Here is a 26,509-nt window from a genome sequence, read left to right as displayed (position 1 = left end):
GACGACGCTGTGGCGACGCCCCCAGCCTAGGTCAGGAAGTGCCGACCTTGACCCCGTCGATCACCCAGTACCAGTTGTTGGACCCGGTGTAGCGGAAACGGAAGCTGACGTTCGAGGCGCCGGCCGGCACGGCGACCGTGACCGACTGGGGCTGCGAGACGACGTCCGCCGCGTAGCTCTTCACGACCGTCGGCGTGCCGCCGTTGAAGGAGGCGAGGACCTGCGCCGTCTGGGCGCCCTCCTGTCGGTAGAAGGTCGTGAAGTCCAGGGTGACGCGGGACGCGCCGGTGACCGCGTACGCAGGGCTGACGAGCGTGGAGTCGTAGGTGCCCGAGAAGGACTTGTCGGCCCACTCGTCGGAGTCGGCGACGGCGAAGACGCCGCGGGCGCGCACGTTGAGCTCGCGCCACTGGTCGCGCTGGGAGCGGGACCAGAACTCGTCGGTGGCGAAGGACCAGCCGCGCCACTCGGTCACACCGCCGGTGCCCATGGCGTTGTTGATGACGGACCAGCCGCTGGGCGCGGTGTGGGTGAAGCCGAGGACACCGGCCGGGATGCCGGTCTCGTCGACGCGGCCGCTCAGGGAGGGGTGGAGGGCCTCGAACGGGTCGGTGGAGCGGTCCTGGATCGGCTTGCCGTCGAGCCCCCAGGCGGGGGCGGGGGTGATGCCGAGCTGACGGAAGACGGTGGCGGCGACGTCGACGAGCCGGGTGTCGACGGGCCGGGCGCCGGCGGCGATGCCCGGGCCCTGGGCGAGCACGAAGGTGCGGCGCTCCTCGATGCTGGAGCCGCCGTGCCCGCCGGCGTCGGTGTGGCCGTGGTCGGTGGCGACGATGACGGTCCAGCGCTCGCCGGCGTAGGTCGGGCGGGCCCGGATCGCGGCGAGGAGGCGGCCGAGGTAGGCGTCCTGGACGTCGATGGCGTCGAGGTACTTCTGGCTGGCGGCGCCGTAGGTGTGGCCGATCTCGTCGGTCTCGCCGAAGTAGACGAACAGGACGTCGGGGTTCTGGTTGCGCAGGACGTCCTCGGTGATCTCGGTGATCGTGAGGTCGTTGACGGCGTAGTCGTTGTCGTAGACGAGCTTGGCGTCGGCGCCGGGGGTGACCGTGCCGTACGTGTCGAGCTCGGGCCAGTCGACGGCGGCGAAGAGCGAGAGCTCCGGGCGCACCTGGTGGAGGCGGGCGAGGAAGCCGGGGTAGGTGCCGTAGTTGCGGCCGGCGAAGGTGTTGTCCTTGACGCCGTGCTTGTCGGGCCAGACGCCGGTGGAGACGGTCGACCAGCCGGGGCCGGACGAGGTGGCGGCCATCGGGTCGGCGTAGAGCAGCGAGCGGCCGTAGGTGCCGTTCGCCATCAGGGACTTGAGGGTGGGCGCCTTGGCGGCGTCGATGCGGTCGTGGCGCAGGCCGTCCATGCCGACGACGAGCACCTTGTCCTGGCTGGTGCCGTCGGGGAGCGTCGGCGCGGCGGCGGTGGCCGCCTGCGCGGCGGGGGCGGTGGCGAGGCCGGCGGCGGCGACGGCCGCGGTGGCGCCGGCGGCGGCGAGCACGGTGCGGCGGGATATGCCGGTGAGCGGCATGTCGGGGGTCCTCCGTAGCTGGGAGATCGGGGTCGGAGCGCGCCAACGCCCCTGATTCCTCAGGGGCGTTGAGCTTTGGTCCGTACCCGTTATCTTTCCGCTACATTTCTGGGCGGGGAAAGGGGCGTGCGGTGAACTTTCAGCTGCCGGTCGCGGACTTCCACGCGTCCACGTAGGCCGTCAGGTTCGTGTCGATGTCCGACCAGTCCGGCTCGAAGACCTCGACGCCGGTCATCAGCTTGCCGAGCTCGATGGCGTTGGCGTCGGTGGCCCTGACGTCCTTGCGGACGGAGAAGCCGCCGCCGACCGAGCTGACCTCGCGCTGCGCCTGCTCGCCGAGCATGAAGTCGAGCAGCTTCTTGGCGTTCTCGCCGTGCGGGGCGTTGTTCACCAGGCCCGCGGCGTACGGCAGGGCGAAGGTGGTGGGCTTGCCGCCCTCCTTCGCGGGGAACCAGATGGCGAGGTTCGGCATGGAACGGGCCTGCGCGAAGTTCATCTGGACGTCGCCGTTGGCGACCAGGATCTCGCCCTTGTCGACCTTGGGGGCGAGCTTGGAGGTGGAGGAGGACGGGCCGACGTTGTTGGCCTGGAGCTTCTTCAGGTACTCCATCGCCGGCTCCTTGCCGCCGAAGTCGTGCATGGCCTTGATGAGCACGGCGGTGCCGTCGCCCGCGACGCCCGGGGTGGAGTACTGCAGCTTGTTCCTGAACTTGGCGTCGAGCAGCTGCTCCCACGTGGTGGGCGCGGTGGGCAGCTCCTTCTTGTTGTGGATGAAGCCGAAGTAGTTGTTGACGACGGAGATCCACTTGCCGTCGTCGGCCTTGTCGATGCCGTTGACCATGGCGGCGTCCTTCGGCGTGTACGCCTGGAGGAGCCCCTTGGAGTCCGCCTGCTGGATGAACGGCGGCAGGGTGACCAGCAGGTCGGCCTGGGTGTTGCTCTTCTCGCGGGCGGCGCGCTGCACCATCTCGCCGGAGCCGCCCTCGACGTACTCGACCTTGATGCCGGTCTGCTTCTCGAAGTCCTTGAAGACCTTGTCGTACCAGCCGTCGCCCGCCTCGCCCTTGAGGCCGTCGGCGCTGTAGACGGTGACGACCTTCTCCTCGGAGGCGGCGGTGGAGCCGCCGCAGCCGGTGAGAGTGGCGGCGAGGGCGAGGCTGCCGGTGACGGCGGCGATCGGCTTGAGGTGCTGGGACATGGTGCGCATGACGTCGTTCTCTCCTGGTGGTACGGGGCGGGGTTGTCAGCGGTACGAGGCTTTGGTGCGGACGCGGGAGACGGCGAGCAGGACGATCAGCGTCGCCGCCATGAGGACCACGGCCAGGGCCGAGCCCGTGAAGAGCGAACCGCGGTCGGTGGCCGTGAAGACGAGCACGGGCAGCGGCAGCCAGTCCGGCGGGTAGAGCATCATCGTGGCGCTCAGTTCGCCCATGGACAGGGCGAAGCAGAGGCCCGCCGCCGCGTTCAGCGACGGCAGCAGGAGCGGCAGCCGCACCCGGAGCAGGACGTACGAGGGGCGGGCACCGAGACTGGCCGCCGCGTGCTCGTACATCGGGTCGAGACGCAGGATGGCGGCCGAAACCGACTGGTAGGCGAACGCCGTGACAAGAATGGCGTGCGCGAGGATCACGATCCAGCGCGTGCCGTTCAGGAGCAGCGGCGGCTGCGAGAAGGCGACCAGGACGGCGAGTCCGACGACCACGGACGGCACCGCCACCGGCAGGACGAACAGCGCGTCGAGGACCTTGCGGCCGACGCCCTTCTCGCGCATCGCCGCGGCGGCGAGCGCGGCCCAGGTCCCGACCGTCAGCGCGAGCAGGCTCGCGGTCAGCGCGGTGACGAGGCTCGTGGTGAGCGCCTGCAGCGATTCGCCGCGCACGGCGGCGGCGTAGTGGGCGGTGGTCGGCCCGGAGGGGAAGGCGCCGGACCAGTGGGTGGAGAAGGAGGCGGCGAGGATGACGAGGAGGGGCAGGGCGAAGAGCGGTACGAAGAGGACCGCGAACAGGGCCCAGGCGCACCGGCGCCCCGCTCGGCTATGCACCAGCACGACGACGGCTCCCTTCCCGGCCCGACCCGGCGCCGCCGGACCTGGCCAAGAGCGTCCGGTAGAGGCCGTAGAGCCCCACCGAGATCAGCACGTTGACGACGGCGACGACACAGGCCGCCGCGTAGTCGGACTCGAGGATGGCCTTGCCGTAGACGAGCATCGGCAGGGTCGTGACGCCCTTGGCGCCCGTGAACAGCACGATCCCGAACTCGTTCAGGCACATCACCAGGACGAGGCTGCCGCCGGCGGCGAGCGCGGGCAGCGCCTCGGGCAGGATCACCCGGCGCACGATCCGCAGCGGCCTGGCGCCGAGCGAGGAGGCGACCTCCAGCTGGGCGGTGTCCAGCTGCGAGAAGGCGGCCAGCAGCGGCCGGATCACGAACGGTGTGAAGTACGTGATCTCGGCGAGGAGCACGCCCCACGGGGTGGTGAGGAACCGGAAGGGCCCGTCGGCCGCGCCGGTGACGTCCGTCCACAGTCCGTTGGCCATGCCGGCCGTGCCGTACAGGAACAGCAGGGCCAGCGTGATCAGGAAGGACGGGAAGGAGAGGAAGACGTCGATGAACTTCGACACCGCCCGGCCGCCGGGGAACGGCACGAACGCGACGACCAGCGCGAGCACGAAGCCGAGGACGAGACATCCCACGGTGGCCGCCGCGGCGAGCCACACGGTGGTGACGAGTGCGTCGCGGAAGGAGGCGGAGGCGAAGACCTGCGCGTACGCCCCGGGGGCGAGGGACTCCCGGACGACGAGGGCGAGCGGATAGAGGAAGACGACGGCGAGGGCGAGAACGGGGGGCGCGGCCCAGAGCCAGGCGCGGGCGCTGCGCTCCTTCGCGGCGGCCGGGGGCGTGCGCCGGCCTGCCGGGCCGGGGGTCGGGGCGGCCGCGGCACCGCGTGGCGGCAGATCACTGTCCACCGGTCGTGGGCAATCGTCCCGCAGGGCCTTGGGGGTCCCCCCGGACGGAGTCTGGGGGAGGGTGGGCACAACCCCCCGTGCGGGCTGCGCCTTCGCGAGACGCGCGCCCCGGCTACCCATCGTTCACCCCCGCGGCCAGCAGCACCGCGTCCTCCCGCGCGAAGTGCAGCGTGACCTCGTCGCCGAGGGCCGGCGTCTCGCGCAGCTCGCGGACGTCCGCCTTCACGCGGTGTCCGGAGCCGACCTCCACGTACAGGCGGTGGGTGGCCCCCCGCCACTGCACCTCGGCGATCCGGCCACGCAGGGCATTGGGACCGGGGCCCAGGCCCACCAGGTGCGGCCGCACGCACAGCGTCGCGCTCGCGCCGGCGACCGCGCCGCCGTCGACGGGCACGTCGAGCGGGATCCCGTCGAGGCTCACCCCGTCCGCGCCGACCGTCACCGGCAGCAGGTTGGCGTTGCCGACGAAGGACGCGGTGAACTCGGTGCGTGGCCGCCGGTACAGCTCCTGCGGGGTGCCGCAGTCCTGGACGCGGGCCCGGTCCATGACCGCGATCCGGTCGGCGAGGGTGAGCGCCTCGACCTGGTCGTGGGTGACGTACAGCAGGGAGACGTCGGGCAACTCTCGGTGAAGTCGCGCGAGTTCGGCGAGCATGCCGGACCTCAGCTGGGCGTCGAGCGCGGAGAGCGGCTCGTCGAGGAGGAGGACGTCCGGGCGGATGGCGAGCGCCCGGGCGATGGCCACGCGCTGCTGCTGGCCGCCGGAGAGCTCGCGCGGATAGCGCTTGGCGTAGGCGCCCATCCCGGTCATCTCCAGGGCCTCGGCGACCCGCCCGGGGATCTCGCCCTTGGGCGCCTTCTGGGCCTTCAGACCGAAGGCCACGTTGTCCTCGACCCGCATGTGCGGGAAGAGGGCGTACTGCTGCACGACCATGCCGATCCCCCGCTTGTACGGAGGGAGTTCGGTGACGTCGCGGTCACCGATGAACACCCGGCCGGCGACCGGCCGGACGAATCCCGCGACGGCCCGCAGGGCGGTGGTCTTGCCGGAGCCGGACGGCCCGAGCAGGGCCATGACCTCGCCGGGTTCGACGGTCAGGTCGAGGGAGTCGAGGACGGTGGTGCCGTTGTAGGCGACGGAGACGCCGTCGAAGCGGATACCGCTGGAGGCGCCGCTCATCCCTCGCGCTCCTCGTAGTCCCTTATGAGGGCCGGGAGTTCGGCGACCGAGGGCAGGACGTGGGTGGCGCCGTGCTCCTTGAGCGCGGGCTCGCCGTGCGCGCCGGTGAGGACGCCGGCCACGATCCCGGCGCCGGAGCGCACGCCGCTGAGCATGTCGTACGAGGTGTCGCCGGCCACCACGACCTGGTGGACGTCGTCGACGGCGCCGGTGCGCAGGAAGGCGGCGAGCACCATGTCCGGGTACGGGCGGCCGCGGCCGCCGGCGTCGGCCGGGCAGAGGGTGAGGGCGACGAGCTCGCGCCAGCCGAGGGCATCGAGGATGGCGTCCTGGGTGACCCGGGCGAAGCCGGTGGTGAGGACGACCGTCCGGCCCTGCCCGGTCAGCTCGGCGATGGCCTCGGCGGCGCCGGGGACGGCGGCGATCCGGCCGTCGGCGACCAGCTCGCCGTACGCCTCCTCGAAGGCCAGGTTGGCCTGCTGGGCCCGCCGCTCGTCACCGCCGAAGAGGTGGCGGAAGACGGAGATCTTGGACTCGCCCATGGTGGCGCGGACGTAGTCGATCATCGTCGCCGGGTCCTCGCCGAGGCGCTCGGCGGCGGCGGTGAACGCCTGCTCGACGAGGCCGCCGTCGGCGACGGTGGTGCCGGCCATGTCGAGGACGATCAGGTTGTGCCGCGGTGCGTTGTCGGTGGTCACGGTGTTCACCAGCCCAGTTCGTTCGCGGTGGTCTCGGCGATGGCGGGCGAGCAGGTCATGCCGCGTCCGCCGGGTCCGGTCACCAGCCAGACGCCGTCGCGCACCTGCTGGCGGTGGACGACCCGGGTGGTGTCGGTGCACTGCGCGTACACGCCGGCCCAGCGGCGGCGGACACGCGGCAGCGGACGGCCGAGGAAGGACTCGACCACGCGCGTGAGGTGCTCGTAGGGGTCTTCGACGGTGTCGAAGGCGAAGGGGTGCTCGTACTCGTGGGTGTCGCCGATGGTCAGCCCGCCGTCGAGTCGCTGCACCATGAGCAGCTGCATCTTGTGGGCGGCGGCGGTCGGGTCCTGCGCCTGGCCCGCGTTGAGGGCGTCGAGGGCCGGGGAGGCGTAGGCCGGGTAGTAGCGGAAGGAGTCGGCGTCGGCGACGGAGGTGGTGAGGGGTTCGCCGAGCGGGTCGGTCTGCATCATCTGGAGCCGGACCCGGCGGACCGGGATCTCGCCGGCGACCTCGCGGACCAGGCCGGAGAGCCAGGCGCCGGTGCACAGGACGACGGCGTCGCCGGTGTGCGTGTCGCCGTGGTCGTCGCGGACGGCGTTCTCCCCCACGACCTCGCGCACCTCCCGATGGGGCAGGAAGGTGTAGCGGCCGGAGGCCAGAAGGGCCTCGCGCAGGGCGAGTTGGGCGGTCCTGGGCTCGACGGCGGCGTCCCGCTCGCACCACAGTGCGGCGTCGAACGCGCCGCGCAGGGCGGGGTTCACGGCCCGGGCCTCGTCCGGGGTGAGCAGCTTGTAGCCGCGGGCGGCGGCGTCGGGGCGGGCCAGGGCGGCCTCGGCGACGGCGAGTTCGAGCCCGCCGCGCACGGGGGTGAGGGAGCCGATCGCCCGGAAGCCGAGCTCCGGGACACGGGCGCCGATGCCCTCCCAGAGTTCACGGGCGCGCAGCGCGGTGTCGAGTTCCTCGCCGCCCGCCCGTCCGCTGACCCATATCTGGCCGAAATTGCGGAGTGATGCCCCGCGCGCCTCGGCCTCGCGCTCGATGTGGACGACCTCATGGCCGCGTTCGACTGCCTGCCAGGCGTGCATGGTTCCCACCACGCCGGCTCCTACGACGATCACCTTCATGCCGTTCACGGTCGGGGCGGCGGGTGACCCCGGCCGGTCGGAACGGCGACGGGACGGTGAACGGACCGACAAGCTTGGACTAGACCCGTTATCCCTTCGTGACATTTCTGGGTGCGGAGGAGGCGAAGGCGGTGGGGCCGGCGGGTCGGTGAGCGGTGGGCCGGTTGGCCCGTTGGCCGGTTGGCCGGTTGGCCGGTTGGCCGGTTGGCCGGTTGGCCGATGATCGGTGATCGGTGATCGGTGGTGCGGGAGCTCAGTCCTGCCGCCCCAGGTGCGCGGTGAAGCTGAACCGGTCGCCTCGATAGAGGGTGCGTACGCGCTCCAGGGGCCGTCCGGCGGTGTCCCGCGAGACGCGGTGGATCAGGAGCATCGGCAGCGCGGGCGGGGTGCCGATGAGCAGGGCCTCGCGCGGGGTCGCGAGCACGGTCTCGATGCGCTCGTCGGCGTCGCCGAACGAGACGCCGAGCCGGTCGTGGAGGTACGCGTAGAAGGAGGAGTCCGGGTCGAAGTCGGTGTCCAGGCGCGGGGCGCGCGACTCGGAGACGTACGTGCTCTCCAGGCCGACCCGCTCGTCGTCGGCGAGCAGCACGCGCTCCATGTGCCAGACGGGCGCGCCGCGTTCGACGCCGACCTCGGGCGCGAGGGACTCCGGGCAGGGGAAGCGGTCGAGCGAGATGAGCGCACGGCCGGGCCGGCGGCCCTGCCGCCGCACGCCCTCGGTGTAGCTGGCGAGTGAGAGCGGCTGCTCCAGCTTGGGCCCGGCGACCACGGTCCCGCGCCCCTGCCGCCGCAGCCGCCCCTCCAGGAGCAGCTCGCGCAGCGCCTGCCGGACGGTCTCCCGCGACACCTCGTAACGGACGGCCAGATCCCGCTCGGTGGGCAGCAGACCGCCCTCACCGAGCTCGTCGACGAGCGCGGCGACCTTCGCCTTCACCGCGTAGTACTTCGGGATGCGCCCGTGCTCGGGGATCCCGGAGCGGATGGGGGCGCCCGGCCGGTCGGCACCGCTCTGTCGGGCGCTGCTGTCTTTCTCCACGTTCTGCACGCGTTGATCGTCGCAGAGCCGAGTGAACGGGAAGGTGTACGGAGCGTGGCCTGCGGGGTGTCCGGCGGATCAGCGGCGACGCGCACGGGCCCCGGGAGTGCCCGGGGCCCCGATCCGCCGGACCGGCTCCCGGTCGTTCCCCTCAGATCATCGGACCGTCGATCGGGTCGGGCCAGTGCCGGCGTTCGGGAATCACCCTGCGCAGGATCCACAACCCGGCGCGCAGCTTCCAGTCGCCGGGGGAACGGATCTCGGAGATGAGGGCGGCGGTGCTCCTGCCGATCGACCGCGACGCCTCCTCCGTCGCATGCGGGTCCAGGAGCCTGTCGCAGTTGAACCAGGCCAAGCCCCGCGCGACCCGGATCCCGTAATTGGTCAACAGTTCGTCACTACGGGTGAACAGCCTGTCCAAAGAGCCGAGCCCACGGATGTACCTGGACGAAAGGTCGTCCTGGACCGCGTCGATACAGGACGCCAGCACGTGGTTCATGCGGTGGAAGTCCGCGATGCGACCGCGGTCGCCCGTGGACGTCGCCATGCGCCGCAGCGCCTCCGGCAAGTCGTACGAGATGTGCGCCATCATGGAGAAAAGCACGTCTTCCAGCGTGTAGGAGCGCCGGACGCTCGAAGCGGCGAAGACGTCCCGCCACGGTTGCGGGATGGAGTCCGGCAGATCACCGGGCCGGACCTCGTCAGCGGATCCGGCGGAACCGCCGGGTCGTTCTGCGAGCCATGCGTCGATGCCGTCCATCGCGCTGAAGTAGGCCGATGCGAGCGTCTCGCACAGCTCGGCGACCCACGGCGGGTCGTTGAACACGGGGTCGCCCGCGTCCAAGCCCGTGGCGAGCGTCGTCGTGAGGCGGTAGTAGGTGTAGGCGAACGCGGCCCGGCGGTCGCGCGTGGCGTCGTACTGTCTGACCCGTTCGGCAAGCAGACCGGCGACCAGGGTGACCTTCTCGGCGGGGAGCATGGACTCGGCGGTCATCGGGAGCGCTTTCCTGCCGCCCGCTAGGCCGGCGCGCCGACTCGGCGGGTTTCCTCGGTCACCCTGCCCCAGTCGCACAGCAGTTCCGCGAAGAGGCTCTGACGGTCGGTCGCGACCTGATAGTTCGCGATCCATGGGCTCCCGAGCAACGGCATGCGGTAGGTCGCGGCCATCCCCTCGTCACGAATCTCCGCGGAGTAGGTGAAGGTCCGCGTGAGCACGCCCGGCACGGGACCGAGCCGCTCCTTCCCGTGCACGACGACCCCGGTTCCGTTGCTGTCCAGTACGTACTGCTCTTCCAAGAGGTAGAGGGACATGCCGAACTTGGAGATCTTGACCACGTTGTCGGCCACACCGAACTCCCCCTCCTCCGGCTTCGCCACGATCGTCGATTCCTGCTCCGGCGCGCCGGTGAGCAGCTCGACGACGTGCATGACGGTCGCGAGCAGCTTGTTCGTCAACCCGATGCGGCTGCGCATGAGACGAGGCCAAGAGGTGACGCGGAAGGTGGCCTTTCCCCGCCAGACGCCGGTCCCGATATCGAAGTAGTAGACGTGATTGGGCGCGTTCGTGCGGTGTCGGGTGATGCCCTCGGGCTCCGTTGTCACGCTGCGTAGCATACCATCACACTCGGTGAGTGGCGCTCTGGACTCGGCCTCTCCTGTCGGCCTCGCACGCGCGTACCGGCGGGTCCGAATGGGCACCAGGCACCACGAGAGCCCGGCGCGATCGGCACGGCGCCCCCTAGGCGGGCCGTCGGCGGCGGGCGCGGACGCGGAGCACGACGGCCACCCCGGCCGCGAGCAGCGCCGCGGCGGGTGCGGCGTATCGCAGGGCGGGATCCGGTCCCGTGCGCGCGAGTTCGGCGAACTCGGGGGCGGGCGCTGCGCCGGGGACGGTGGGGCGGGCCGGGGCGGCAGAGGGGTCCCGCGTCGGGTCGGTGGGGGCGGTCGGGGCGTCCGGGTCGGCGGGGACGATCGTCAGGCGGTAGTCGCCGGACTCGCCGACCCAGTCGCCGTCGTCACCCCGGCGCTGGACGACGGCGGCGTTGACGACGACCTCGTCGGGCGCGGTGTCGGCCCGGAAGGCGAGCCGCACGGGAACGGTGAGCGTCCGGCCGGCGGGGACGGCGAAGCCGGGGAACGGGGGGAGCAGGGGTGTGGGGTTGGCGGACGCGGTGGGCTCGGTGGGGCCGGTGGGGCTGGTAGAGCCGCTGGGTCTGGTGGAGTCGGTGGGTCTGGTGGAGTCGGTAGGTCTGGTGGAGCCTGGCTCGTGAGGGGCGGCGGGGTCGGTGGGGGCGATCGGGTCCAGCGGGTCGACGGGCGTGCTGGCGAACACCCCCACGCTCTCGGCCTGGTCGGTCCCCTCGAAGACGACCGGCCGCCAGATCCGCGCCGCCGCGTCGTAGAACTCGGCCCGGATCTGCGCCGGACGCAGGACCCGGTCGCGGTCGGTGACGACGAGCACCGGGTGGATGCCCCGGCAGGGCTCGGCGGTGGTGTTCGCGAGGTCCAGCTGCCAGGTCTGGAAGCGCCCGCCGGCGGGGTAGTCGACGGGGCCGCCGTGGATCCGGGTGGCCAGGGGGAAGTCGGCCACGTCCGCCGCACCGCAGGTGGGGGCGGGGGCATGGGCCGGCGCCGCCGCCTGGGCCGCCGGGGCGGTGTCGGAGGCCACGGGGACGGCGGTCGTGGTGGCCGTGACGAGGGCGGCGAGGGCGAGGGCGTTGCGCGTTCGCATGGGGGCGGTGCCTTTGCTGCTCGCGGGCGTACGGGGTGCCCGCGACGTTGCCAGGCGGGGCGGGGCGGGCCCGGGAGCGACGCGGCCGGGCGGCCGAACGGCACCACCCCTTCCGCCCGATCAGCCTATTTTCCGAAGATCGGCGCGAGGATCAGGTGGGCCGCGCCCTCCGCCACGGCGTACGGCGCACCGGCGACCTCGACGTCCGTCGGCAGGCCGAGGCCGACCAGCACCTCGCGGGCCCCGCGCGCGTACGCCCCGGGGTCGGCGAGGACGGCCCGGCCGCCGAGCAGCACCCGGTCGATGTCGAGCAGACGCACCAGGTTCGCCGCGCCGGTGCCGAGGATCCGGGCGGCCTCCGTGCGGTCGCCGCGCGCGAGCGCCGTCAGGCACAGCACCTCCAGACAGCCGCGGCCGCCGCAGTCGCAGGGCGGCCCGTCGAGCTGCACGGTCTGGTGCCCGAGCTCCCCGGCACCGGTCCTGCCGCCGCGCAGCACCGCGCCGCCGAGGACGAGCCCGGCACCCAGGCCCGTACCGAGGTGGACGTACGCGAAGGAGTCCGGAGCGTCGGGACGCAGCGCCAGCCCGAGGGCGGCCGCGTTGGTGTCCTTGTCCAGCACGACCGGCAACCCGAGCCGCCGCGCCAACTCCTCGCGCAACGGAAACCCGTCCCATGCGGGGAAACCGGTGACCCGGCCGGGCGTCCCGGTCCGGTGGTCCAACGGGCCGGGCATGGCGACACCGACACCGAGGACGGAGCCGGGGACCGCCCCGCTCCCGGCCGCCGGCGCCACAGTCGCAGCCGCCCCGGCGCCCGCGCAGGCACCTGCACCCACACCCACACCGGCACCGGCACCGGCACCGGCACCGGCACCGGCACCGGCACCCGCACCCGCACCCGCACCCGCACCCGCACCCGCAACGGGACCGGGACCGAGACCGGCCCCCGCACCCGCACCCGCGCCCGCGCCCGCGCCCGCGGCAGCCGTCAGCGCCGCCACCTCCGCCAGCGCGGCGGCGAGGACCGGCTCCGCGCCCGCGCCCAGGTCGAGCGGCACGCGGCGGGCGGCCACCCGGGTGCCCGCCAGGTCGAGGAGGACGGCGGTGAGCTCGTCGCGGTCGAGGTGGAGGCCGACGGCGTACGCGGCCGCCGGCACGAGCCGGAGCACCGTGGCCGGCTTGCCGCCCGTCGAAGCGCGGCGGCCCGCCTCGGCGACGAGGCCCTCGGTCCGCAGCCGCGCGGTGATCTTGCTGACGGCCTGAGGGGTGAGGCCGGTGCGCTCGGCCAGCTGGAGGCGACTGATCCCGCCCTCCCCCGCCGTGCGCAGCAGATCGAGCACCAGCGCCGCGTTGTGGCTGCGCAGTGCCGGCAGGTTCGCTCCGGCCGCGACGCCTCCGTTGTCCCTGTTCACCCACCCATTGTGCCGGTCGCTTGCACTTTGGCAACAGCGTTGCCAAAGTGGTGGGCATGAGCTCCTCCACCTCCCCGCTCCGCGTCGGGCTCGTCGGCTACGGCCTCGCCGGCTCCGTCTTCCACGCCCCGCTGATCGCCGCCTCCCCCGACCTCGTCCTCGACACCGTCTCCACCGGCAACCCCGAGCGCGCCGCGCAGGCCCGCGCCGAACACCCCGGGGTGCGCGTGGCGGCCTCCCCCGAGGAGCTCCTCGCACGCGCCGGCGAGCTCGACCTGGTCGTGGTCGCCTCCCCCAACAAGACCCACGTCCCGGTCGCCACCGCCGCCCTGCGGGCCGGCCTGCCCGTCGTCGTCGACAAGCCGCTCGCCGGGACCGCCGCCGAGGCCCGCGCGCTCGCCGCCCTCGCCGACGAGCGCGGGCTGCTGCTCTCCGTCTTCCAGAACCGCCGCTGGGACAACGACTTCCGCACGCTCCGCGCCCTCATCGCCGAAGGCGCCCTCGGCGAGGTCCAGCGCTTCGAGTCGCGCTTCGAGCGCTGGCGCCCACAGCTCAAGGGCGGCTGGCGCGAGTCCGGCGCCCCCGAGGAGATCGGCGGCCTGCTCTACGACCTCGGCAGCCACGTCGTCGACCAGGCCCTGGTCCTCTTCGGGCCGGCCGTCCGCGTGTACGCCGAGTCCGACGTGCGCCGCCCCGGCGCCGAGGCCGACGACGACACCTTCCTCGCGATCACCCACGCCGGCGGGGTCCGCTCGCACCTCTGGGTGAGCTCCACCGCCGCCCAGCTCGGCCCGCGCTTCCGGGTCCTGGGACAGCGCGCCGGCTTCGTGAAGTACGGACTCGATCCCCAGGAGGCCGCCCTCCGCGAGGGTCTGCGCCCCGAGCCCGGCACCGCCTGGGGCCTCGAACCGGAGGAGCTGTGGGGCCGGCTCGGCTCCGGAGAGTCCCCGCTCACCGGCGGCGGCACCCCGGTCGAAACCCTCCCGGGCGCCTACCCCGCCTACTACGAGGCCGTCGCCGCCGCCCTCCGCGGCACCGGCGAGAACCCGGTGACGGCGTACGAGGCCGCCGCCGCACTCGACGTCCTGGAGGCGGCGAAGAAGTCCGCCCGCGAGGGCGTGGCGGTGACGCTGTGAGCTCCGATACCTCCGTGCCCCCCGGCGGGCCCGCGGCTCCGCCGGCTTCCGTCGAGGAACTGACGGCCCAGGAGGCCCGGCTGCGCCTGCCCCGCTTCACGTACGAGGACGCCTGGACGCTCGGCACGATCCTGGTCGGACTCGCCCGCGAGCGGCGGGCCCCCGTCGCGATCGACGTCCGGCGCGGCGCCCAGCAGCTCTTCCACTGCGCCCTGCCCGGGTCGAGCGCGGACAACGACGCGTGGATCGACCGGAAGCGGCGGGTCGTGGAGCGGTACGGCGTGAGCTCGTTCCTCGTCGGCGCACGCTTCCGCGCCAAGGGCACGACCTTCGAGGATTCCTCGCGCCTCGACCCGGACGCCTTCGCGGCGCACGGCGGTTCGTTCCCGGTCGCGGTCGAGGGCGCGGGGGTCATCGGCTCGGTCACGGTCTCGGGCCTCCCCCAGGCCGAGGACCATGCGCTGGTCGTCCTCGGCCTGGAGCGCCTGCTCGCCTCGTACGAGCAGGAGGCCGACGCGTAGGGGCCGGTCGGCACGGGTCCGGCCGACAGGGGGCCGGCCGTCACGGGTCCGGCCGACACGGGTCCGGCCACTACGGGCCCGGCTCGACCGGCGTCAGCCCGTAGGGACCCGACGGCATCGGTCCGTACGGCCCCTACGGGCTCAGTCCTTGCGGCCCCGACGGCGGGCGACCGCCACGAGGACGCCGCCGGCGGCGGTGAGGGCGAGGGCCAGGGCGGCCATCACGGCCTTGCGGGTGCCGGATCCGGCCCCCGTGTCGGGGAGTTCGGCGCCGCTGGTGCGACCACCGGTGGCGGCGGCAGCGCCGGTGGTGGCGCCGCCCGAGTCCGTACCCCCGCTCGCGCCGGCCCCTTCGGCCGCGCCCCCGTCCGACGCCCCACCTCCAGCCGTCCGGTCTTCAGCGGTTCCGTCTTCGGCGGTCCCGTCTTCGGCCGTTCCGCCTTCGGCCGTTCCGCCTTCGGTGGACGTCCCGTCGAAGGCGTCGTCGCTCGCGGTCACCGGCTTTCCGTCGTCCTGGCCCCCCGTCGGACTCGTGGCCGACAGGGGAGTCGACGTCGGGCCGGTCCCGTCGCCGGGGCACTCGGGCAGGTCGCCGTCGAACGGGTAGTTGTGGAACTCCTGCCCGCCGCCCCCGCCCACCGCCGAGGCGTGGGTGAGCGAACCGCTCGTGTAGAAGCGCCCGTTCATGCCGGACATCGTCACCTCGGTCGTGCTCGCCGGGTCGGCGACGAGCACGCTGCCGTCGAACTGCCCGCGGCCCTCGAAGACCACGTTCGTCGCGTCGGGGAAGTTCCACAGCAGCCGCTCGCGCAGCCCCTCCTGGAGGCCGTTGACGTACGTGTCGACGGTCCGTCGCGCGCCGACGACGTTGACGAGGACGGTCGCGTCCGCCGGGATGCCGGCGAACCTCAGCCGCTGGGACCCGCCCTTCGCCGACTCCAGGTCGAAGTCGACGTCGAAGACCTGGAGCACGGACTTCCCGTCGCCCGTGAACACGGTCTCGTAGCCCCTGTTCACGGCCGTGCCGGTGGCGGTGCGCGGCCCGCCGTCGCCCGGGTGGGCGTAGCAGCGACTGGCCGCGGTGAGTTCCTCCCGCAGGTGCTCGTACGGGGCGGCGGCCTCGGTGTCGGCGGCCGCCTTCGGGCCGACGGCGCCGCTCAGCGTGCCCCCGTACCGCACGGCTCCGCGGACTCCCCGGACCCTGCCCTCCTCGGCGAGCAGGCGCTGACCCGAGGCGACGGTGACGTTCCCGCCGGCGGTCAGGAAGTCGGTGCCGCTGTCGGGCGGGACGCGCGAACCGACGCCCGCGGTGCCGACGTTGTAGTCCTGCGAGGCGTCGGCGCGCTTGTCCACGTCCACGTTCCCGAGGACCACGACCTTGCCCTCGGCCCCGGCGGCCGCCTCGCGCACGAGGAGGTCGCCGCCGACGAAGACGTTGACGTTGTTGTCGCGGCCGGCGACGGAGCTGTTGTTGATCCCCGGGTACGGGGACGGACAGCTGCCCGGCAGACATGGTCCCAGGCCGCCCGGGAGCGGCGCGGCGGAGGCGGCCGCGGCCACGACGACGCTGGTGGCGAGGGCGGCGGTGGCAAGGGCGGCGGCGGTGGCGAGGGCGGCGGCGGTGGCGAGGGAGCCGACGAGCGCGGCGGCCCGGGTGGCCGCCACCCCGACGGTCGGCATCCTGGTGACCGCCCGATGGCGACGATTCATTACATGTGCGCGCATATGCGGCAATATGCAGAACGTCAGTCCGCAAGGCGACGCCCCACGCGCGAGGGCGCATGGGGCGTCGCCCGAACGACTCACGTACGGGATCGGAACGGGTCCCACGGGGGGATCACCTACGGGCGCAGGTCACCTACGGGAGGGATCACCCCTGTGTGGGCTCAGGCGCTCTTGAGCTCCTGGCGCTGCCGGCCGAGGCCCTCGATCTCCAGCTCGACGACGTCGCCGGCGCGCAGGTACGGCTTGGGCTCCGGCTGCCCCATGGCGACGCCCGCCGGAGTACCGGTGTTGATGATGTCGCCGGGGTAGAGCGTCATGAACCGGCTGACGTACCGGACGACCTCCGCGACCTTGAAGATCTGGTCCGACGTGTGGCCGTCCTGCTTCAGCTCGCCGTTGACCCACAGCTTCAGGCCGAGGTCCTGCGGGTCCGGCACCTCGTCGGCGGTGACCAGCCACGGGCCCAGCGGGTTGAAGGTCTCGCAGTTCTTGCCCTTGTCCCAGGTGCCGCCGCGCTCGATCTGGAACTCGCGCTCGGAGACGTCGTGGGCGAGGGCGTAGCCGGCGACGTGAGCGAGGGCTTCCTCGTCGGTCTCCAGGTAGCGGGCGGTGCGGCCGATGACGATCGCGAGCTCGACCTCCCAGTCGGTCTTCACCGAGCCGCGCGGCACGAGCACGGTGTCGTCCGGGCCGACGACGGTGTCGGCGGCCTTGAGGAAGACCACGGGCTCCTCCGGGATCGCCGCTCCGACCTCGGCGGCGTGGCCGTGGTAGTTCAGCCCGATGCACACGACCTTGCCGATGCGGCCGATCGGCGGGCCGATCCGCAGGCCGGCCGGGTCGAGCGCGGGCAGCACGCCCGCGCCGAGCGCGGCCCGTACGCGGTCGAGCGCGGCGCCGTCGGCGAGCAGGGCGCCGTCGATGTCGTCGACCACGGCGGACAGGTCGCGCAGCGTCCCGTCCTCGTCGAGGAGGGCAGGCCGCTCGGCTCCCGCCGGGCCGACACGCAGCAGCTTCATGGTCTTCTCCCTGTGGTCGAGGTGGCCCGGGGAGCGGGCCGTGGTGAACCCCGGCCGATGGAGTGCGGCCATCGGAGGATTGGCCGATCCTCCAAGACAAAAGGTCACTCTGCAAGACCCCGTTCACACCCTGGACCCTTACGCATGGGTAACAAGTCGCGCGTAAGGGACCCGACGGAAGGCGGCGACGGCCGGACCGGCCGGCGTCAGGAGGTCCCGGACCGGCGTCCCGGAGTGGCTGGACCGGCGCCCGGAGGCCCCGGGCCGGCGTCCGGAGGGTGCTGTACCGAGGCGCGGCGCCGGACCGGCGTACGGAGGTGTTGGACGCGGGCCCGGAGGTCCCGGGCCGACGTCCGGAGGGTGCTGGGCGGGCCCGGTTCCGGGCCTGCGTCCGGAGGCGCTGAGGCCTGGGCCAGGACGGGCGGTCAGGGGTCTCAGAGGCTCGGCGCCAGGGCCCCGGCGGCGGGCATGTCGCGATAGAGGAAGGCCCGCTCGACGGCGCTCCAGGTGGTGCTGGTGACGATGTAGAGCGCGGCGGCCAGGGGCACGACGGCGACCGAGATCAGGGTCGCGAAGGAGAGCAGCGGGAGGTAGCGGGCCATGCCGGCGGCGAGCGCGGCGCCCGGCTGACCGGGGTCGGCGGCCGGGGCGGCGGCCTGCTGCCGCTTCGCCCGCACGAAGTTGTACGTGGCCACGGCGGCCACGACCGCGAAGAGCGCGAGGTAGACCAGGCCGGCCGGGCCGAGGACACCTCCGTGCGAGAGGGCGTCGGCGTAGTGGTCGCCCAGAGGTGCGGCGAAGAGGCTGTGCCCGGCCATCCGCCCGCTGGAGAAGAGGTGGAACATCAGGAAGAACGCGGGCGCCTGGAGCAGACTCGGCAGGCAGCCGGCGAACGGCGAGACCTTCTCCTCGGCATGCAGCTCCATCACCGCCTTCTGCAGCCGCTCGGGGTTCTTGGCGTGCTTCTTGCGCAGCTCGGCGAGCTGGGGCGCGAGCCGGGTGCGGGCCTTCTGCCCGCGGGCGGCGGCGCGGGAGAGCGGGTGGATCGCGAGCCGTACGCCCATCGTGAAGAGGACGATCGCGGCGGCCGTGGAGGCGGTGGCGAACAGCGGCTGGAGCAGGTCGGCGAGCTGCTCGACCAGGGAAGCGAAAACGGACATGGGAGCCCTCCGGGGGTCTTGTCGTGCCGGAAAAGAAATGGGGAGGTCGGCAGGACGGAACCGCGTGGAGAACCATGGAGGAGCGCGGGATCCACTGGATCCGTGAGATATCCGCGGGATGCGCGGGATATCCGTCGGATCCGCAGGATCCGCAGGATCCACGGGATCCGCAGCGTCCGGCAGGACCGTGGGTTGCCCACGGATGCCCGTCGCGAACACTGCAGAAGCTGCAGAAGGTGCAGAACCCCGGGAAAGCGCTGATGGTCTCGCTACGCGGCCGTCGGGAGGGAACGGCCGGGCGCTCGCGGCCTGCGACGACCCGACGCGTCGGGGTCGCGTTGGGGCAGGAAGGCGGTACGCCGGGCACGGTCGCGCAGGGCGGTGCGCACGCGGGTGGGCGGTACGGGCAGGGCCGTACGAGCTCCGATCAGGGCGCAGAAGAAGCCGGCCGCGGCGACGGCGAAGGCGGCGGAGAGGCCGGCCCCGCTCGAACCGTCGGAGAGCAGCAGATCGGCGAGGGCGAGGAGGACGAGCAGCGGCGCGAGGACGCGCAGGACCAGGTCCTTGAGCATCTCCTCCTCCTTTCGCAGATCTCGTCCGTTATACACGACGTGATTCGGCCGGGGAGAGTTCCAGCGGTACGAGGAGCCGGCGCGGGGCGAGGAGGGCGCGGCTCACCGGGTCGGCGGGGTCCGGGTCGAGGCCGGCGCCCGGCCGCATCTCGATGTCGGCGGGGGGCACGGGGATCCGGCAGGCGGGGCACTCGCCGTACGGCCCGACCTCGGTGCCGCAGTCGGCGTGGTGGAAGTGGCGCACGGGCACCGCCCCGGGCAGCGCCTCGCGCCCCCAGAGCCCGAGCGAGCGCAGGACCGGCCACAGGGCGATGCCGCGCTCGGTGAGCACGTACTCGTCGCGCGGCGGCGACTGCTGGTAGCGGCGCTTGTCGAGGACCCCGACGTCGACGAGGGCCTGGAGACGGGCGGCGAGGACGGCGCGGGGGGCGCCGAGGTGGACGAGGAAGTCGTTGTAGCGGCGGACGCCGTAGAAGGCGTCGCGCACGACGAGAAGGGTCCAGCGCTCGCCGACGACTTCGAGGGCGCGGGCGATGGAGCACTGCTGGGTCGCGTAGTCCTTGCCGAGGGCCATGGGGACGAGTGTAAGCCCAGTGGGTTCAATGAATGAACCAATGCTGCTACGGTGACGGGCACGCACCAAGGTTCATTCACCGAACCCACCCCGTGAGGACCTGCCATGCCCGAGCCCACCACCGCGCCCCCGGCCCCCGAGGCCCCCGGCCGGGCCATCCGCCGCCCCGCTCCCCACGGCCATGCGCCCCGCCGGGCCCACCCGGACGCTCCGGACCGCCACGCCGACCCGGACCGCCAGGCCCGCAAGGACCACCAGGCCGGCCGGGCCCGCCAGGACCACCAGGCCGGCCGGGCCCGCCAGGACCACGAGGCCGGCCGGGCCCGTGCCGGCGCCACCCTCGCCGTCACCAGCGCCGCCACCGCGCTGACGCTGATGAACTACACGGCCCCGATGCTCACCCTGCCCGCGACGGCCGCCGCCTTCGGCACCGCGCCGTCCGCCCAGGCGTGGCTGCTCAACGGCACCCCGCTCGGCCTGGCCGTCCTGCTCCTCGTGGCGGGCAGCCTCGCCGACGCGCACGGGCGGCGACGCGTCTTCCTCCGCGGCACCCTCGCCCTCGGCCTCACCACCGCCCTCGGCGGCCTCGCGAGCACCACCCTCACCTTCACCCTCGCGCGCATCGCGCAGGGCGCGGCGAGCGCCGCCGTGCTCGCCGCCAGCCTGGGGCTGCTGGCCACCGCGTACCCGACCGGCGCGGCACGGATCCGGGCGACGGGGGTGTGGGGCGCGTTCGTGACCGCGGGCATCGCGCTCGGCCCCCTGCTCGCGGGCACGCTGAGCGGCCTGGCCGACTGGCGGTGGACGTACGAGGTCCTGGCGGCGGGCACCCTGCTCGTGGCCGCGCTCGGCACCCGCGCCCTCGTCGAGTCCCGCGCCCCGCACGAGGGCCGCACGGACATCGCCGGCGCGCTGACCCTCGGTCTGGCCCTGGCCGCGCTGCTCACCGCGCTGACCCTCGGCCGGGACGGCTGGCTGCGCCCCTCCGTGGGCCTGTTGCTGCTCGCCGCGGCGGTGCTGACGGCGGCGTTCGTACGGGTCGAACGACGCAGCCGTACCCCGATGATCGACCTGGCGCTGTTCCGTCGCCCGGCGTTCCGGGCGGCCACGGCGGGGGCGCTCTTCACGGGCCTGGCCGTGATCGGCTTCTTCAGCGTGCTGCCGGCGCTGCTGCAGCGGGGCGCCGGGATGTCACCGCTGGGCACGGCGTGGCTGTTCCTGCTGTGGTCGGGCACGGCGTTCGTGGTGGCCCTGCAGACCCGTCGGCTGGCGGGCCGGCTCCCGGCCCCGTACCAACTGGCCGTCGGCTTCGCACTGTCGACGGCGGGGGTGCTGGCCCTGCTGGGCGCCCTGGAGGGAGGCGGGCACGGACAGGGAACCGCCTGGCTCCGCCTCCTGCCCGGCCTGCTGGTGGCGGGCGCGGGCAGCGGCCTGCTGAACGCGGCGCTGCCGCGCCTGGCCGTGGACTCCGTACCGCAGGACCGCGCGGCGATGGGTTCGGGCGCGAACAACACCGCCCGCTACATCGGCTCCTCGGCGGGCGTGGCCCTCGCCCTGGCACTGGCGACGGCGGGCCCGGACGCGGCGGTCGTGGCGTCGGCGGTGCTGGGCGTCACGGGGGCGACGGTCACCCTCGCGGCCGCGCGGGGCCGGTGACGGACGAGGAGGGCGCCCCGTACGCGCGAGACCTAGGGTCTGACGAGCTCGGCCCAGACGACGAGCCGGTAGCGCGAGGTGAACTCGGGCGTGCAGGTGGTGAGGGTGAGGTAGGCGCCGGGCCGGTCGTAGCCGTAGGACGGGTGGACGAGGGACCGGGGCACGGGCTCGATGACCCCGGTGTCGCGGGCGGAGGTCTGCGGCAGGACGCGGTCGACGCGGTAGGTGAAGGTACCGGCCCGGGTCCGGACGGTGATGCGGTCGCCTTCCTGCAGTCGATTGATGTAGCGGAACGGCTCGCCGTGGGTGTTGCGGTGCCCGGCGAGGGCGAAGTTCCCGGTGCGGCCGGGCTGGGCGGTCCCGGGGTAGTGCCCGACGTAGCCGCGGTCGAGCACGTCGCGCTTGCCGACACCGGCGGCGACGGGGACGCTGAGGCCGAGCCGCGGAATGCGCAGGACGGCGTAGGCGGAGCTGGGGGCGGGCGCCGTCCCTTCCTCGTCGCGCGCGCCACCGGAAGGCGAGCCGTCGGAAGCCGCTTCGCGGGACGGCGTGACGTCAGGGGCCGGCCCGTCGGAGGGCGCCGCACCGGGCGTCCCGGAAGGTGACACGGCGGGAGGTGAGGCGTCCCACTCCCGCTCAAGGGCGTGCACGGACCGCACGGCCTCGGCGCGGGCCTGCTCGTTGGTCCACCACAGCTGGTGGACGACGAGAAGCACCAGCAGAAGACCGCAGGTGACAAGCCCTTCGGCACAGGTGAACAGCGCGCGCCCGACGGGCCCACGTCTCCTCCCCGCCGACCCGCGCGCCTGCACGACAACCGGAATTCGCCCTCGCACGGCGGGCACGATAAGCGCTGCGGCACCAACTCTCCAGGCCCATACCGCAGTACGGTGTTCGACATGCGCCCCGACACGCCTGCCGACCACACCACCGAAGCCGAGCGCCTGCTCCGCACCGCGGGGCAGTACCCGGAGGACCGCGAACCGCTGCTGCTGCGCGCGGCGGCCCACCTGGAACTGGCGGGCGAGCGCGAGAGAGCGACGCCCCTGTACGACGACCTCCTGTCCTCGGACCCGGCGGACCCCCTCCTGATCAGGTCCCTGAAGGCGGCCAACCTGTGGGAGTACGGCCACGAGGCCGAGGCGCGGGCGATCATCGAGGGTGTCCGGCGCGCCCGCCCGCAGGAGCCGGCGCCGTGGGAGATCGTCGCGGAGACGCTGGAGGCGCACGACGAGCTGGAGGACGCGGAGGCGACGTTCACGGAAGCGGCCGGCCTCCTCCTCCCCGCGGACACGGACGACATCTCGTACGCCCTCCAGTCCCTCCTGACCGGCCGCCACCGCGTACGCCGCCTGCTCGCCCTCCCCCACGACGCGCACGACGCCCTGGCGGACCGCCTGCACACGGCGGACGTCCCTCTGGACGAGCTGCACGACCCGAAGCGCCTGTGGGCCCTGGGCTCCTCGGACCCGGCCGAACTGCAGGCCGAGATCACCCGCCTCCGCTCGGAACTCGGTTCCTACCGCACGGCCCTGTCCCGCCCCTTCCCGGTGGCGGTCCTGCACTGGCCGGAACGGGAACTGGACGAGCTCCTGGCGGCGTACCCGGAGCTGGAGGCGGAGTACCCCACGTACCGGGCCCACCTCACCGACATCGAGGCCTCCCTCCGCGAACTCGCCCAGTCCGGCACCCCCAACCTCGGCATCGTCCCGGCCACGGTCCCCTCCTACGAAGCCTTCGCCGCCTCGGAATCCTCCACCCCCGCCAACCCGGACCTCCTCCCCCAGTACGCCACGACCCTCGCTGCCCGGGGGCGCGCCACTGCTTGGCCGCCGGCCCGGGGGGCGGATTGCTGGTGCGGGTCGGGGCGGGCTTACGGGGTGTGCCACGGGGGTGACGGGGACTGAGTCCGCGCGCTGACCGTGCAGGCTTGGCCAAGGATCGCCCGGCAAACCGTTCTGTCCTGGTAGTGGTGCCTGATATCACTGGGTGATCTACGCGGGGAGGGACGACGATGACCGGTCAGCGTGGCGCCGAGCAGCCGATCTCGGGGTTGTACGAGCAGCTGATCACGCTGCGCCTCGAGAACCACCTCAAGGGGATAGAGGCCGGAGGCTGGCACGCCATCGACGCCACCGTGGGACCGGAATCGTCGCCCCACGTCATCTCACGGCACGTAGCCGAGACCACGCGACGCATTCTGGAACGACTTCCGGCAACGGAACGCGTCCACGCGGCCAACCACATTCTCGAATCGATGAGCACCATCGAAGGCGCGAGAGAGTGGGTGGACCTGGTTGCCGAGGGCCCGCGACAACTTCTCGCCATCGCCGAGCAGGAGTCCGCAGACGCATACCAGGTTCGCCCCGCCACGCCGCTCTCCGAAACCGCGCTCATCACCAACTCGCCCGAGGATCCCAGTCTCGGGTTTGAACTGCGCGCGGAGCTTGCCACAGCCGATCGGGTGGACCTGCTGTGCGCCTTCGTGAAGTGGCACGGCCTGCGCGTCATAGAGCAGTCACTTGAAGCGGCTCACGCGCGTGGGGTACCCATCCGCGTGATCACCACCACGTATATCGGCGCAACAGAGCGACGTGCCCTTGATCGACTGGTGCAGAGGTTCGATGCGCAGGTCAAGGTCAACTACGAGCTGCGCTCTACGCGGCTGCATGCCAAGGCATGGTTGTTCCGTCGGAACAGCGGCTACGACACGGCCTTCGTCGGGAGCTCCAATCTGTCGAAGGCCGCACTTCTCGACGGGCTGGAGTGGAATGTCCGCCTGTCTTCCGTCGCCACTCCAGAGGTGATCCGCAAGTTCGAGGCGACATTCGACTCATACTGGAGCGAATCAGCCTTCGAAAGCTACGATCCAGCTCGGGATTCCAGCCGCCTCGACGAAGCGCTTCACGTGGCCAGCCACGGCACGAGCAACGCGCCGGGCGATCGCATCACGCTCTCCGGCCTAGAAGTGCGCCCCCACCCCCACCAGCGCGACATGCTGGAAAGGCTTGAGGTCGAGCGTGAGGTGCACGGGCGGCACCGCAATCTCCTGGTGGCGGCCACGGGAACAGGCAAGACCGTCATGGCCGCGCTCGACTACAAGCGTCTGCGACAGAAGTACCGGCGGGACCTTCGGGTGCTGTTCGTCGCCCACCGTCAGGAGATCCTTCGCCAGTCCCTTCGCACCTACCAGGACGTTCTGGTCGATGCGAACTTCGGCGAGGAACTGCATAGCAGTCTCGTTCCGGCGGACTGGAAGCACGTCTTCGCCAGCGTCCAGTCCCTCAGCGCGGGAACCTTGGACGGGCTCGCGCCTGACCATTTTGACGTCGTCGTCATCGACGAGTTCCACCACGGTGTGTCCCCGACGTACCGGCGGATCATCGATCACTTCAGACCGCTGGAGTTGCTCGGCCTCACAGCCACCCCCGAGCGCATGGACGGGCGCAACGTTCAAGACGAATTCTTCGACGGGCGCATCGCGGCTGAGATGCGTCTCTGGGAAGCCCTCGAGAACGACTTGCTGAGCCCCTTCCACTACTTCGGCATCACGGACAACACCGACATGAGCTCCATCGCTTGGAAGCGTGGAGCCTATGATTCATCCGCCCTCAGCAACCTGTTTACCGGCAACGAAGCTCGCGCCCGTCTCGTGGTCCAAGCCGTCAAAGACAAGGTCAGCGACCCTGGTTCGATGCGCGCTCTCGGCTTCTGCGTCTCCGTGGCCCACGCACGGTTCATGGCGGAGTTCTTCCAGAAGGCAGGCCTACGAGCCGTCGCGCTGTCCGGCGAGACACCCCGGGACGAGCGAAAGGCAGCCCTGAACGCCCTGCGGTCAGGGGAACTCCAAGCGATCTTCTCGGTCGATCTCTTCAACGAGGGACTGGACATCCCTGACGTTGACACCCTTCTGTTGCTGCGCCCGACGTCAAGTGCCACCGTCTTCCTGCAGCAGTTGGGGCGGGGACTCCGGCGCAGTGAAAGCAAGGCGGTGCTCACCGTCCTCGACTTCATTGGCCAGCACCGCAAGGAGTTCCGCTTCGAGGAGCAGTTCCGGGCCCTGACGAACCTCACACGCAACAGGCTGCTCTCCAACATCGAGCGGGACTTTCCCCAACTGCCCTCCGGATGTCAGATCGTCCTTGAGGCAAAGGCCAAGGACCTGATCATCAACAACATCCGCAGCCAGATCAGCGTCAACGTCGCTCAACTGGCTCGCGAGGTGGCGCAGTACGGCGAGACGCAGCTCTCCGCGTACCTCCGAGAGAGCGGTCGGGAGCTCAAGGAGATCTACCGCGGCAACGGAAACTCGTGGAGCGGACTTCTGCGGCGAGCCAAGTTGCTTCCCGCCACAGGCCCGGAAGGCGAGGATGCGCTTCTGAAGCGAGTGCCCGCCTTCGTCCACATCGATGACCCCCAGCGTGTGGCGATCTACACGAGCATCCTCGAGGACGACGCCCCTACCTACAGCGAACTCAACGAGCGCGAGCGCGCTTACGCCCGCATGTTCTACTTCTCCCTCTGGCCGCTGGGCGGACACGCGGCCTACCAGGACGGGTTCGACCTTCTCGCCCAACAGCACGCCTTCCGGAGCGAACTCCGGCAGGTCCTGGCGAGCGCCCTCGACCGCACCGACCACGTACCCATCCCCCTCCTTGGCCCTCTTGCCGACCTCCCTCTCACGGTTCACGCTTCGTACAGCCGTGAAGAGATCCTGCCGGCCCTGGGGCAGTCCTCCATAGGTGGCTTCGTGCCGGGACACTTCCGCGAGGGAGTGAAGTGGTGTGAGGACATCCAAACGGATGCCCTGCTCATCACTCTGGAGAAGGACGAGAAGGACTTCTCTCCGCAGACGCGCTATCGCGACTACGCGTTGAACGACACCCTCTTTCACTGGGAGTCGCAGAACCAGACGTCAGAGACATCCCCGACAGGTGTCCGTTACCAGACCCACAAGGCGAACGGCTCCCATGTCCTCGTCTTCGTCCGCCGCTACAAGAAGACCGACATCGGCGGCCCGCAGCCCTGGATGCTCCTAGGCCCGGCCGAGTACGTCGAGCACAGGGGCAGCAAGCCCATGGGAATCACATGGAAGCTGCGACACGACATCCCGGCTGACGTCTGGACCTACTCGACCATCACAGCAAGCTAACCCAGACGATCCGCCGGGATCGGCTTGGTACCCCGAACCGAGAGCAACAGTCCAGGCCACCTCAGCCACTGACCAAGACCCGCCCCACCGGCCGGTCACCCGCCTGCGGCGGGAATGGCTACCCGGTCTCCCCGCGCGGCACCGCCCCGGCCGCCCTCCGAGTGCGAAAGGGCCCGCGGAGCCGCCGGGTCAAGGGTGGGCGGAGCCCATCGCGCAGCGACGCGACCGAAGGGAGCGCCCTTGACGCGGTGGTGGAGGGGGCCACACT

At 72.2% G+C, this 26,509-nt stretch carries 23 protein-coding genes; 5 read left to right on the top strand and 18 right to left on the bottom strand.

Annotated features, from left to right (window positions below):
* Positions 1-31 precede the first annotated feature (31 nt).
* The 12 genes from AB0M16_RS07155 to AB0M16_RS07100 form a co-directional block, all read right to left on the bottom strand.
* Positions 32-1,576: an alkaline phosphatase family protein gene (locus AB0M16_RS07155; protein ID WP_365339712.1), complete on the bottom strand. Its 1,545-nt coding sequence runs from the start codon at positions 1,574-1,576 to the stop codon at positions 32-34.
* Positions 1,577-1,715: 139 nt separating this feature from the next.
* Positions 1,716-2,783 carry a 2-aminoethylphosphonate ABC transporter substrate-binding protein gene (locus AB0M16_RS07150; RefSeq protein ID WP_365339710.1) on the bottom strand — a complete coding sequence of 356 codons (1,068 nt, stop codon included), beginning with the start codon at positions 2,781-2,783 and terminating at the stop codon, positions 1,716-1,718.
* Positions 2,784-2,819: 36 nt separating this feature from the next.
* Positions 2,820-3,623 (bottom strand): ABC transporter permease subunit, encoded by an 804-nt coding sequence (locus tag AB0M16_RS07145; protein WP_365339708.1) that lies wholly within the window; start codon positions 3,621-3,623, stop codon positions 2,820-2,822.
* Positions 3,610-4,542 (bottom strand): 2-aminoethylphosphonate ABC transporter permease subunit, encoded by a 933-nt coding sequence (locus AB0M16_RS07140; RefSeq protein WP_365339706.1) that lies wholly within the window; start codon positions 4,540-4,542, stop codon positions 3,610-3,612. The genes AB0M16_RS07145 and AB0M16_RS07140 overlap by 14 nt, the downstream gene beginning before the upstream one ends.
* A gap of 112 nt (positions 4,543-4,654) precedes the next feature.
* Entirely contained in the window at positions 4,655-5,722 is a 1,068-nt protein-coding gene (locus AB0M16_RS07135) for an ABC transporter ATP-binding protein (protein ID WP_365339703.1), read from the bottom strand.
* Positions 5,719-6,429 carry a phosphonatase-like hydrolase gene (locus AB0M16_RS07130; RefSeq protein WP_365339701.1) on the bottom strand — a complete coding sequence of 237 codons (711 nt, stop codon included), beginning with the start codon at positions 6,427-6,429 and terminating at the stop codon, positions 5,719-5,721. Before AB0M16_RS07130 ends, AB0M16_RS07135 begins: the two co-directional genes overlap by 4 nt.
* Positions 6,426-7,547, bottom strand: a complete 1,122-nt coding sequence (locus tag AB0M16_RS07125) for a TIGR03364 family FAD-dependent oxidoreductase (RefSeq protein WP_365339699.1) — start codon at positions 7,545-7,547, stop codon at positions 6,426-6,428. Before AB0M16_RS07125 ends, AB0M16_RS07130 begins: the two co-directional genes overlap by 4 nt.
* 253 nt (positions 7,548-7,800) lie before the next feature.
* Positions 7,801-8,592, bottom strand: a complete 792-nt coding sequence (locus AB0M16_RS07120; RefSeq protein WP_365339697.1) for a GntR family transcriptional regulator — start codon at positions 8,590-8,592, stop codon at positions 7,801-7,803.
* Between the two features lie 142 nt (positions 8,593-8,734).
* Positions 8,735-9,577, bottom strand: a complete 843-nt coding sequence (locus AB0M16_RS07115) for a DUF5995 family protein (protein WP_365339695.1) — start codon at positions 9,575-9,577, stop codon at positions 8,735-8,737.
* A gap of 23 nt (positions 9,578-9,600) precedes the next feature.
* The gene (locus AB0M16_RS07110; RefSeq protein ID WP_365339693.1) at positions 9,601-10,185 is read right to left on the bottom strand and encodes a hypothetical protein; all 585 of its coding nucleotides are present in this window, start codon (positions 10,183-10,185) and stop codon (positions 9,601-9,603) included.
* A 136-nt stretch (positions 10,186-10,321) separates the two neighbouring features.
* Positions 10,322-11,314: a hypothetical protein gene (locus AB0M16_RS07105; protein ID WP_365339652.1), complete on the bottom strand. Its 993-nt coding sequence runs from the start codon at positions 11,312-11,314 to the stop codon at positions 10,322-10,324.
* Between the two features lie 125 nt (positions 11,315-11,439).
* Positions 11,440-12,726, bottom strand: coding sequence for an ROK family transcriptional regulator (locus AB0M16_RS07100; protein ID WP_365339650.1), 1,287 nt, complete (start codon positions 12,724-12,726; stop codon positions 11,440-11,442).
* Positions 12,727-12,782: 56 nt separating this feature from the next.
* On the opposite strand from AB0M16_RS07100, the gene AB0M16_RS07095 reads away from it, so the two are divergent.
* The gene (locus AB0M16_RS07095; protein WP_365339648.1) at positions 12,783-13,862 is read left to right on the top strand and encodes a Gfo/Idh/MocA family oxidoreductase; all 1,080 of its coding nucleotides are present in this window, start codon (positions 12,783-12,785) and stop codon (positions 13,860-13,862) included.
* Between the two features lie 14 nt (positions 13,863-13,876).
* Entirely contained in the window at positions 13,877-14,383 is a 507-nt protein-coding gene (locus AB0M16_RS07090; RefSeq protein ID WP_365340223.1) for a heme-degrading domain-containing protein, read from the top strand.
* A 141-nt stretch (positions 14,384-14,524) separates the two neighbouring features.
* Here the strand turns inward: AB0M16_RS07090 and AB0M16_RS07085 are convergent, their stop codons facing one another.
* The 5 genes from AB0M16_RS07085 to AB0M16_RS07065 form a co-directional block, all read right to left on the bottom strand.
* Positions 14,525-16,108, bottom strand: coding sequence for a choice-of-anchor A family protein (locus AB0M16_RS07085; RefSeq protein WP_365339646.1), 1,584 nt, complete (start codon positions 16,106-16,108; stop codon positions 14,525-14,527).
* 161 nt (positions 16,109-16,269) lie between these two features.
* Positions 16,270-17,127, bottom strand: a complete 858-nt coding sequence (locus tag AB0M16_RS07080; RefSeq protein ID WP_365339644.1) for a fumarylacetoacetate hydrolase family protein — start codon at positions 17,125-17,127, stop codon at positions 16,270-16,272.
* 434 nt (positions 17,128-17,561) lie between these two features.
* The gene (gene yidC, locus AB0M16_RS07075) at positions 17,562-18,287 is read right to left on the bottom strand and encodes a membrane protein insertase YidC (protein WP_365339642.1); all 726 of its coding nucleotides are present in this window, start codon (positions 18,285-18,287) and stop codon (positions 17,562-17,564) included.
* Between the two features lie 269 nt (positions 18,288-18,556).
* Positions 18,557-18,859, bottom strand: coding sequence for a DUF6412 domain-containing protein (locus AB0M16_RS07070; protein ID WP_365339640.1), 303 nt, complete (start codon positions 18,857-18,859; stop codon positions 18,557-18,559).
* 28 nt (positions 18,860-18,887) lie between these two features.
* Positions 18,888-19,433 (bottom strand): helix-turn-helix domain-containing protein, encoded by a 546-nt coding sequence (locus tag AB0M16_RS07065; protein WP_365339638.1) that lies wholly within the window; start codon positions 19,431-19,433, stop codon positions 18,888-18,890.
* A 375-nt stretch (positions 19,434-19,808) separates the two neighbouring features.
* Here AB0M16_RS07065 and AB0M16_RS07060 point away from each other — a divergent pair, with 375 nt between their 5' ends.
* Entirely contained in the window at positions 19,809-21,089 is a 1,281-nt protein-coding gene (locus tag AB0M16_RS07060; protein WP_365340221.1) for an MFS transporter, read from the top strand.
* Positions 21,090-21,121: 32 nt separating this feature from the next.
* Here the strand turns inward: AB0M16_RS07060 and AB0M16_RS07055 are convergent, their stop codons facing one another.
* Positions 21,122-21,805, bottom strand: coding sequence for a class E sortase (locus AB0M16_RS07055; RefSeq protein ID WP_365339636.1), 684 nt, complete (start codon positions 21,803-21,805; stop codon positions 21,122-21,124).
* Between the two features lie 183 nt (positions 21,806-21,988).
* Here AB0M16_RS07055 and AB0M16_RS07050 point away from each other — a divergent pair, with 183 nt between their 5' ends.
* Both AB0M16_RS07050 and AB0M16_RS07045 read left to right on the top strand, forming a co-directional pair.
* Entirely contained in the window at positions 21,989-22,996 is a 1,008-nt protein-coding gene (locus AB0M16_RS07050) for an SEC-C domain-containing protein (RefSeq protein ID WP_365339634.1), read from the top strand.
* 107 nt (positions 22,997-23,103) lie between these two features.
* Positions 23,104-26,241 carry a DUF3427 domain-containing protein gene (locus tag AB0M16_RS07045; RefSeq protein WP_365339632.1) on the top strand — a complete coding sequence of 1,046 codons (3,138 nt, stop codon included), beginning with the start codon at positions 23,104-23,106 and terminating at the stop codon, positions 26,239-26,241.
* Positions 26,242-26,509: the final 268 nt, after the last annotated feature.

This window comes from Streptomyces sp. NPDC051921 (genome assembly GCF_040680975.1).
Lineage (GTDB): Bacteria > Actinomycetota > Actinomycetes > Streptomycetales > Streptomycetaceae > Streptomyces.
This window is presented reverse-complemented; position numbering and strand designations above follow the sequence as displayed.

What these genes read in the sequence shown, in the direction of transcription:
- AB0M16_RS07155 (WP_365339712.1), bottom strand. Translation starts at nt 1,576, where the DNA reads ATGCCGCTCACCGGCATATCCCGCCGCACCGTGCTCGCCGCCGCCGGC.
- AB0M16_RS07150 (WP_365339710.1), bottom strand. Translation starts at nt 2,783, where the DNA reads ATGCGCACCATGTCCCAGCACCTCAAGCCGATCGCCGCCGTCACCGGC.
- AB0M16_RS07135 (WP_365339703.1), bottom strand. Translation starts at nt 5,722, where the DNA reads ATGAGCGGCGCCTCCAGCGGTATCCGCTTCGACGGCGTCTCCGTCGCC.
- AB0M16_RS07125 (WP_365339699.1), bottom strand. Translation starts at nt 7,547, where the DNA reads ATGAAGGTGATCGTCGTAGGAGCCGGCGTGGTGGGAACCATGCACGCC.
- AB0M16_RS07115 (WP_365339695.1), bottom strand. Translation starts at nt 9,577, where the DNA reads ATGACCGCCGAGTCCATGCTCCCCGCCGAGAAGGTCACCCTGGTCGCC.
- AB0M16_RS07105 (WP_365339652.1), bottom strand. Translation starts at nt 11,314, where the DNA reads ATGCGAACGCGCAACGCCCTCGCCCTCGCCGCCCTCGTCACGGCCACC.
- AB0M16_RS07095 (WP_365339648.1), top strand. Translation starts at nt 12,783, where the DNA reads ATGAGCTCCTCCACCTCCCCGCTCCGCGTCGGGCTCGTCGGCTACGGC.
- AB0M16_RS07085 (WP_365339646.1), bottom strand. Translation starts at nt 16,108, where the DNA reads ATGCGCGCACATGTAATGAATCGTCGCCATCGGGCGGTCACCAGGATG.
- AB0M16_RS07080 (WP_365339644.1), bottom strand. Translation starts at nt 17,127, where the DNA reads ATGAAGCTGCTGCGTGTCGGCCCGGCGGGAGCCGAGCGGCCTGCCCTC.
- yidC (WP_365339642.1), bottom strand. Translation starts at nt 18,287, where the DNA reads ATGTCCGTTTTCGCTTCCCTGGTCGAGCAGCTCGCCGACCTGCTCCAG.
- AB0M16_RS07070 (WP_365339640.1), bottom strand. Translation starts at nt 18,859, where the DNA reads ATGCTCAAGGACCTGGTCCTGCGCGTCCTCGCGCCGCTGCTCGTCCTC.
- AB0M16_RS07065 (WP_365339638.1), bottom strand. Translation starts at nt 19,433, where the DNA reads ATGGCCCTCGGCAAGGACTACGCGACCCAGCAGTGCTCCATCGCCCGC.
- AB0M16_RS07060 (WP_365340221.1), top strand. Translation starts at nt 19,809, where the DNA reads ATGAACTACACGGCCCCGATGCTCACCCTGCCCGCGACGGCCGCCGCC.
- AB0M16_RS07050 (WP_365339634.1), top strand. Translation starts at nt 21,989, where the DNA reads ATGCGCCCCGACACGCCTGCCGACCACACCACCGAAGCCGAGCGCCTG.
- AB0M16_RS07045 (WP_365339632.1), top strand. Translation starts at nt 23,104, where the DNA reads ATGACCGGTCAGCGTGGCGCCGAGCAGCCGATCTCGGGGTTGTACGAG.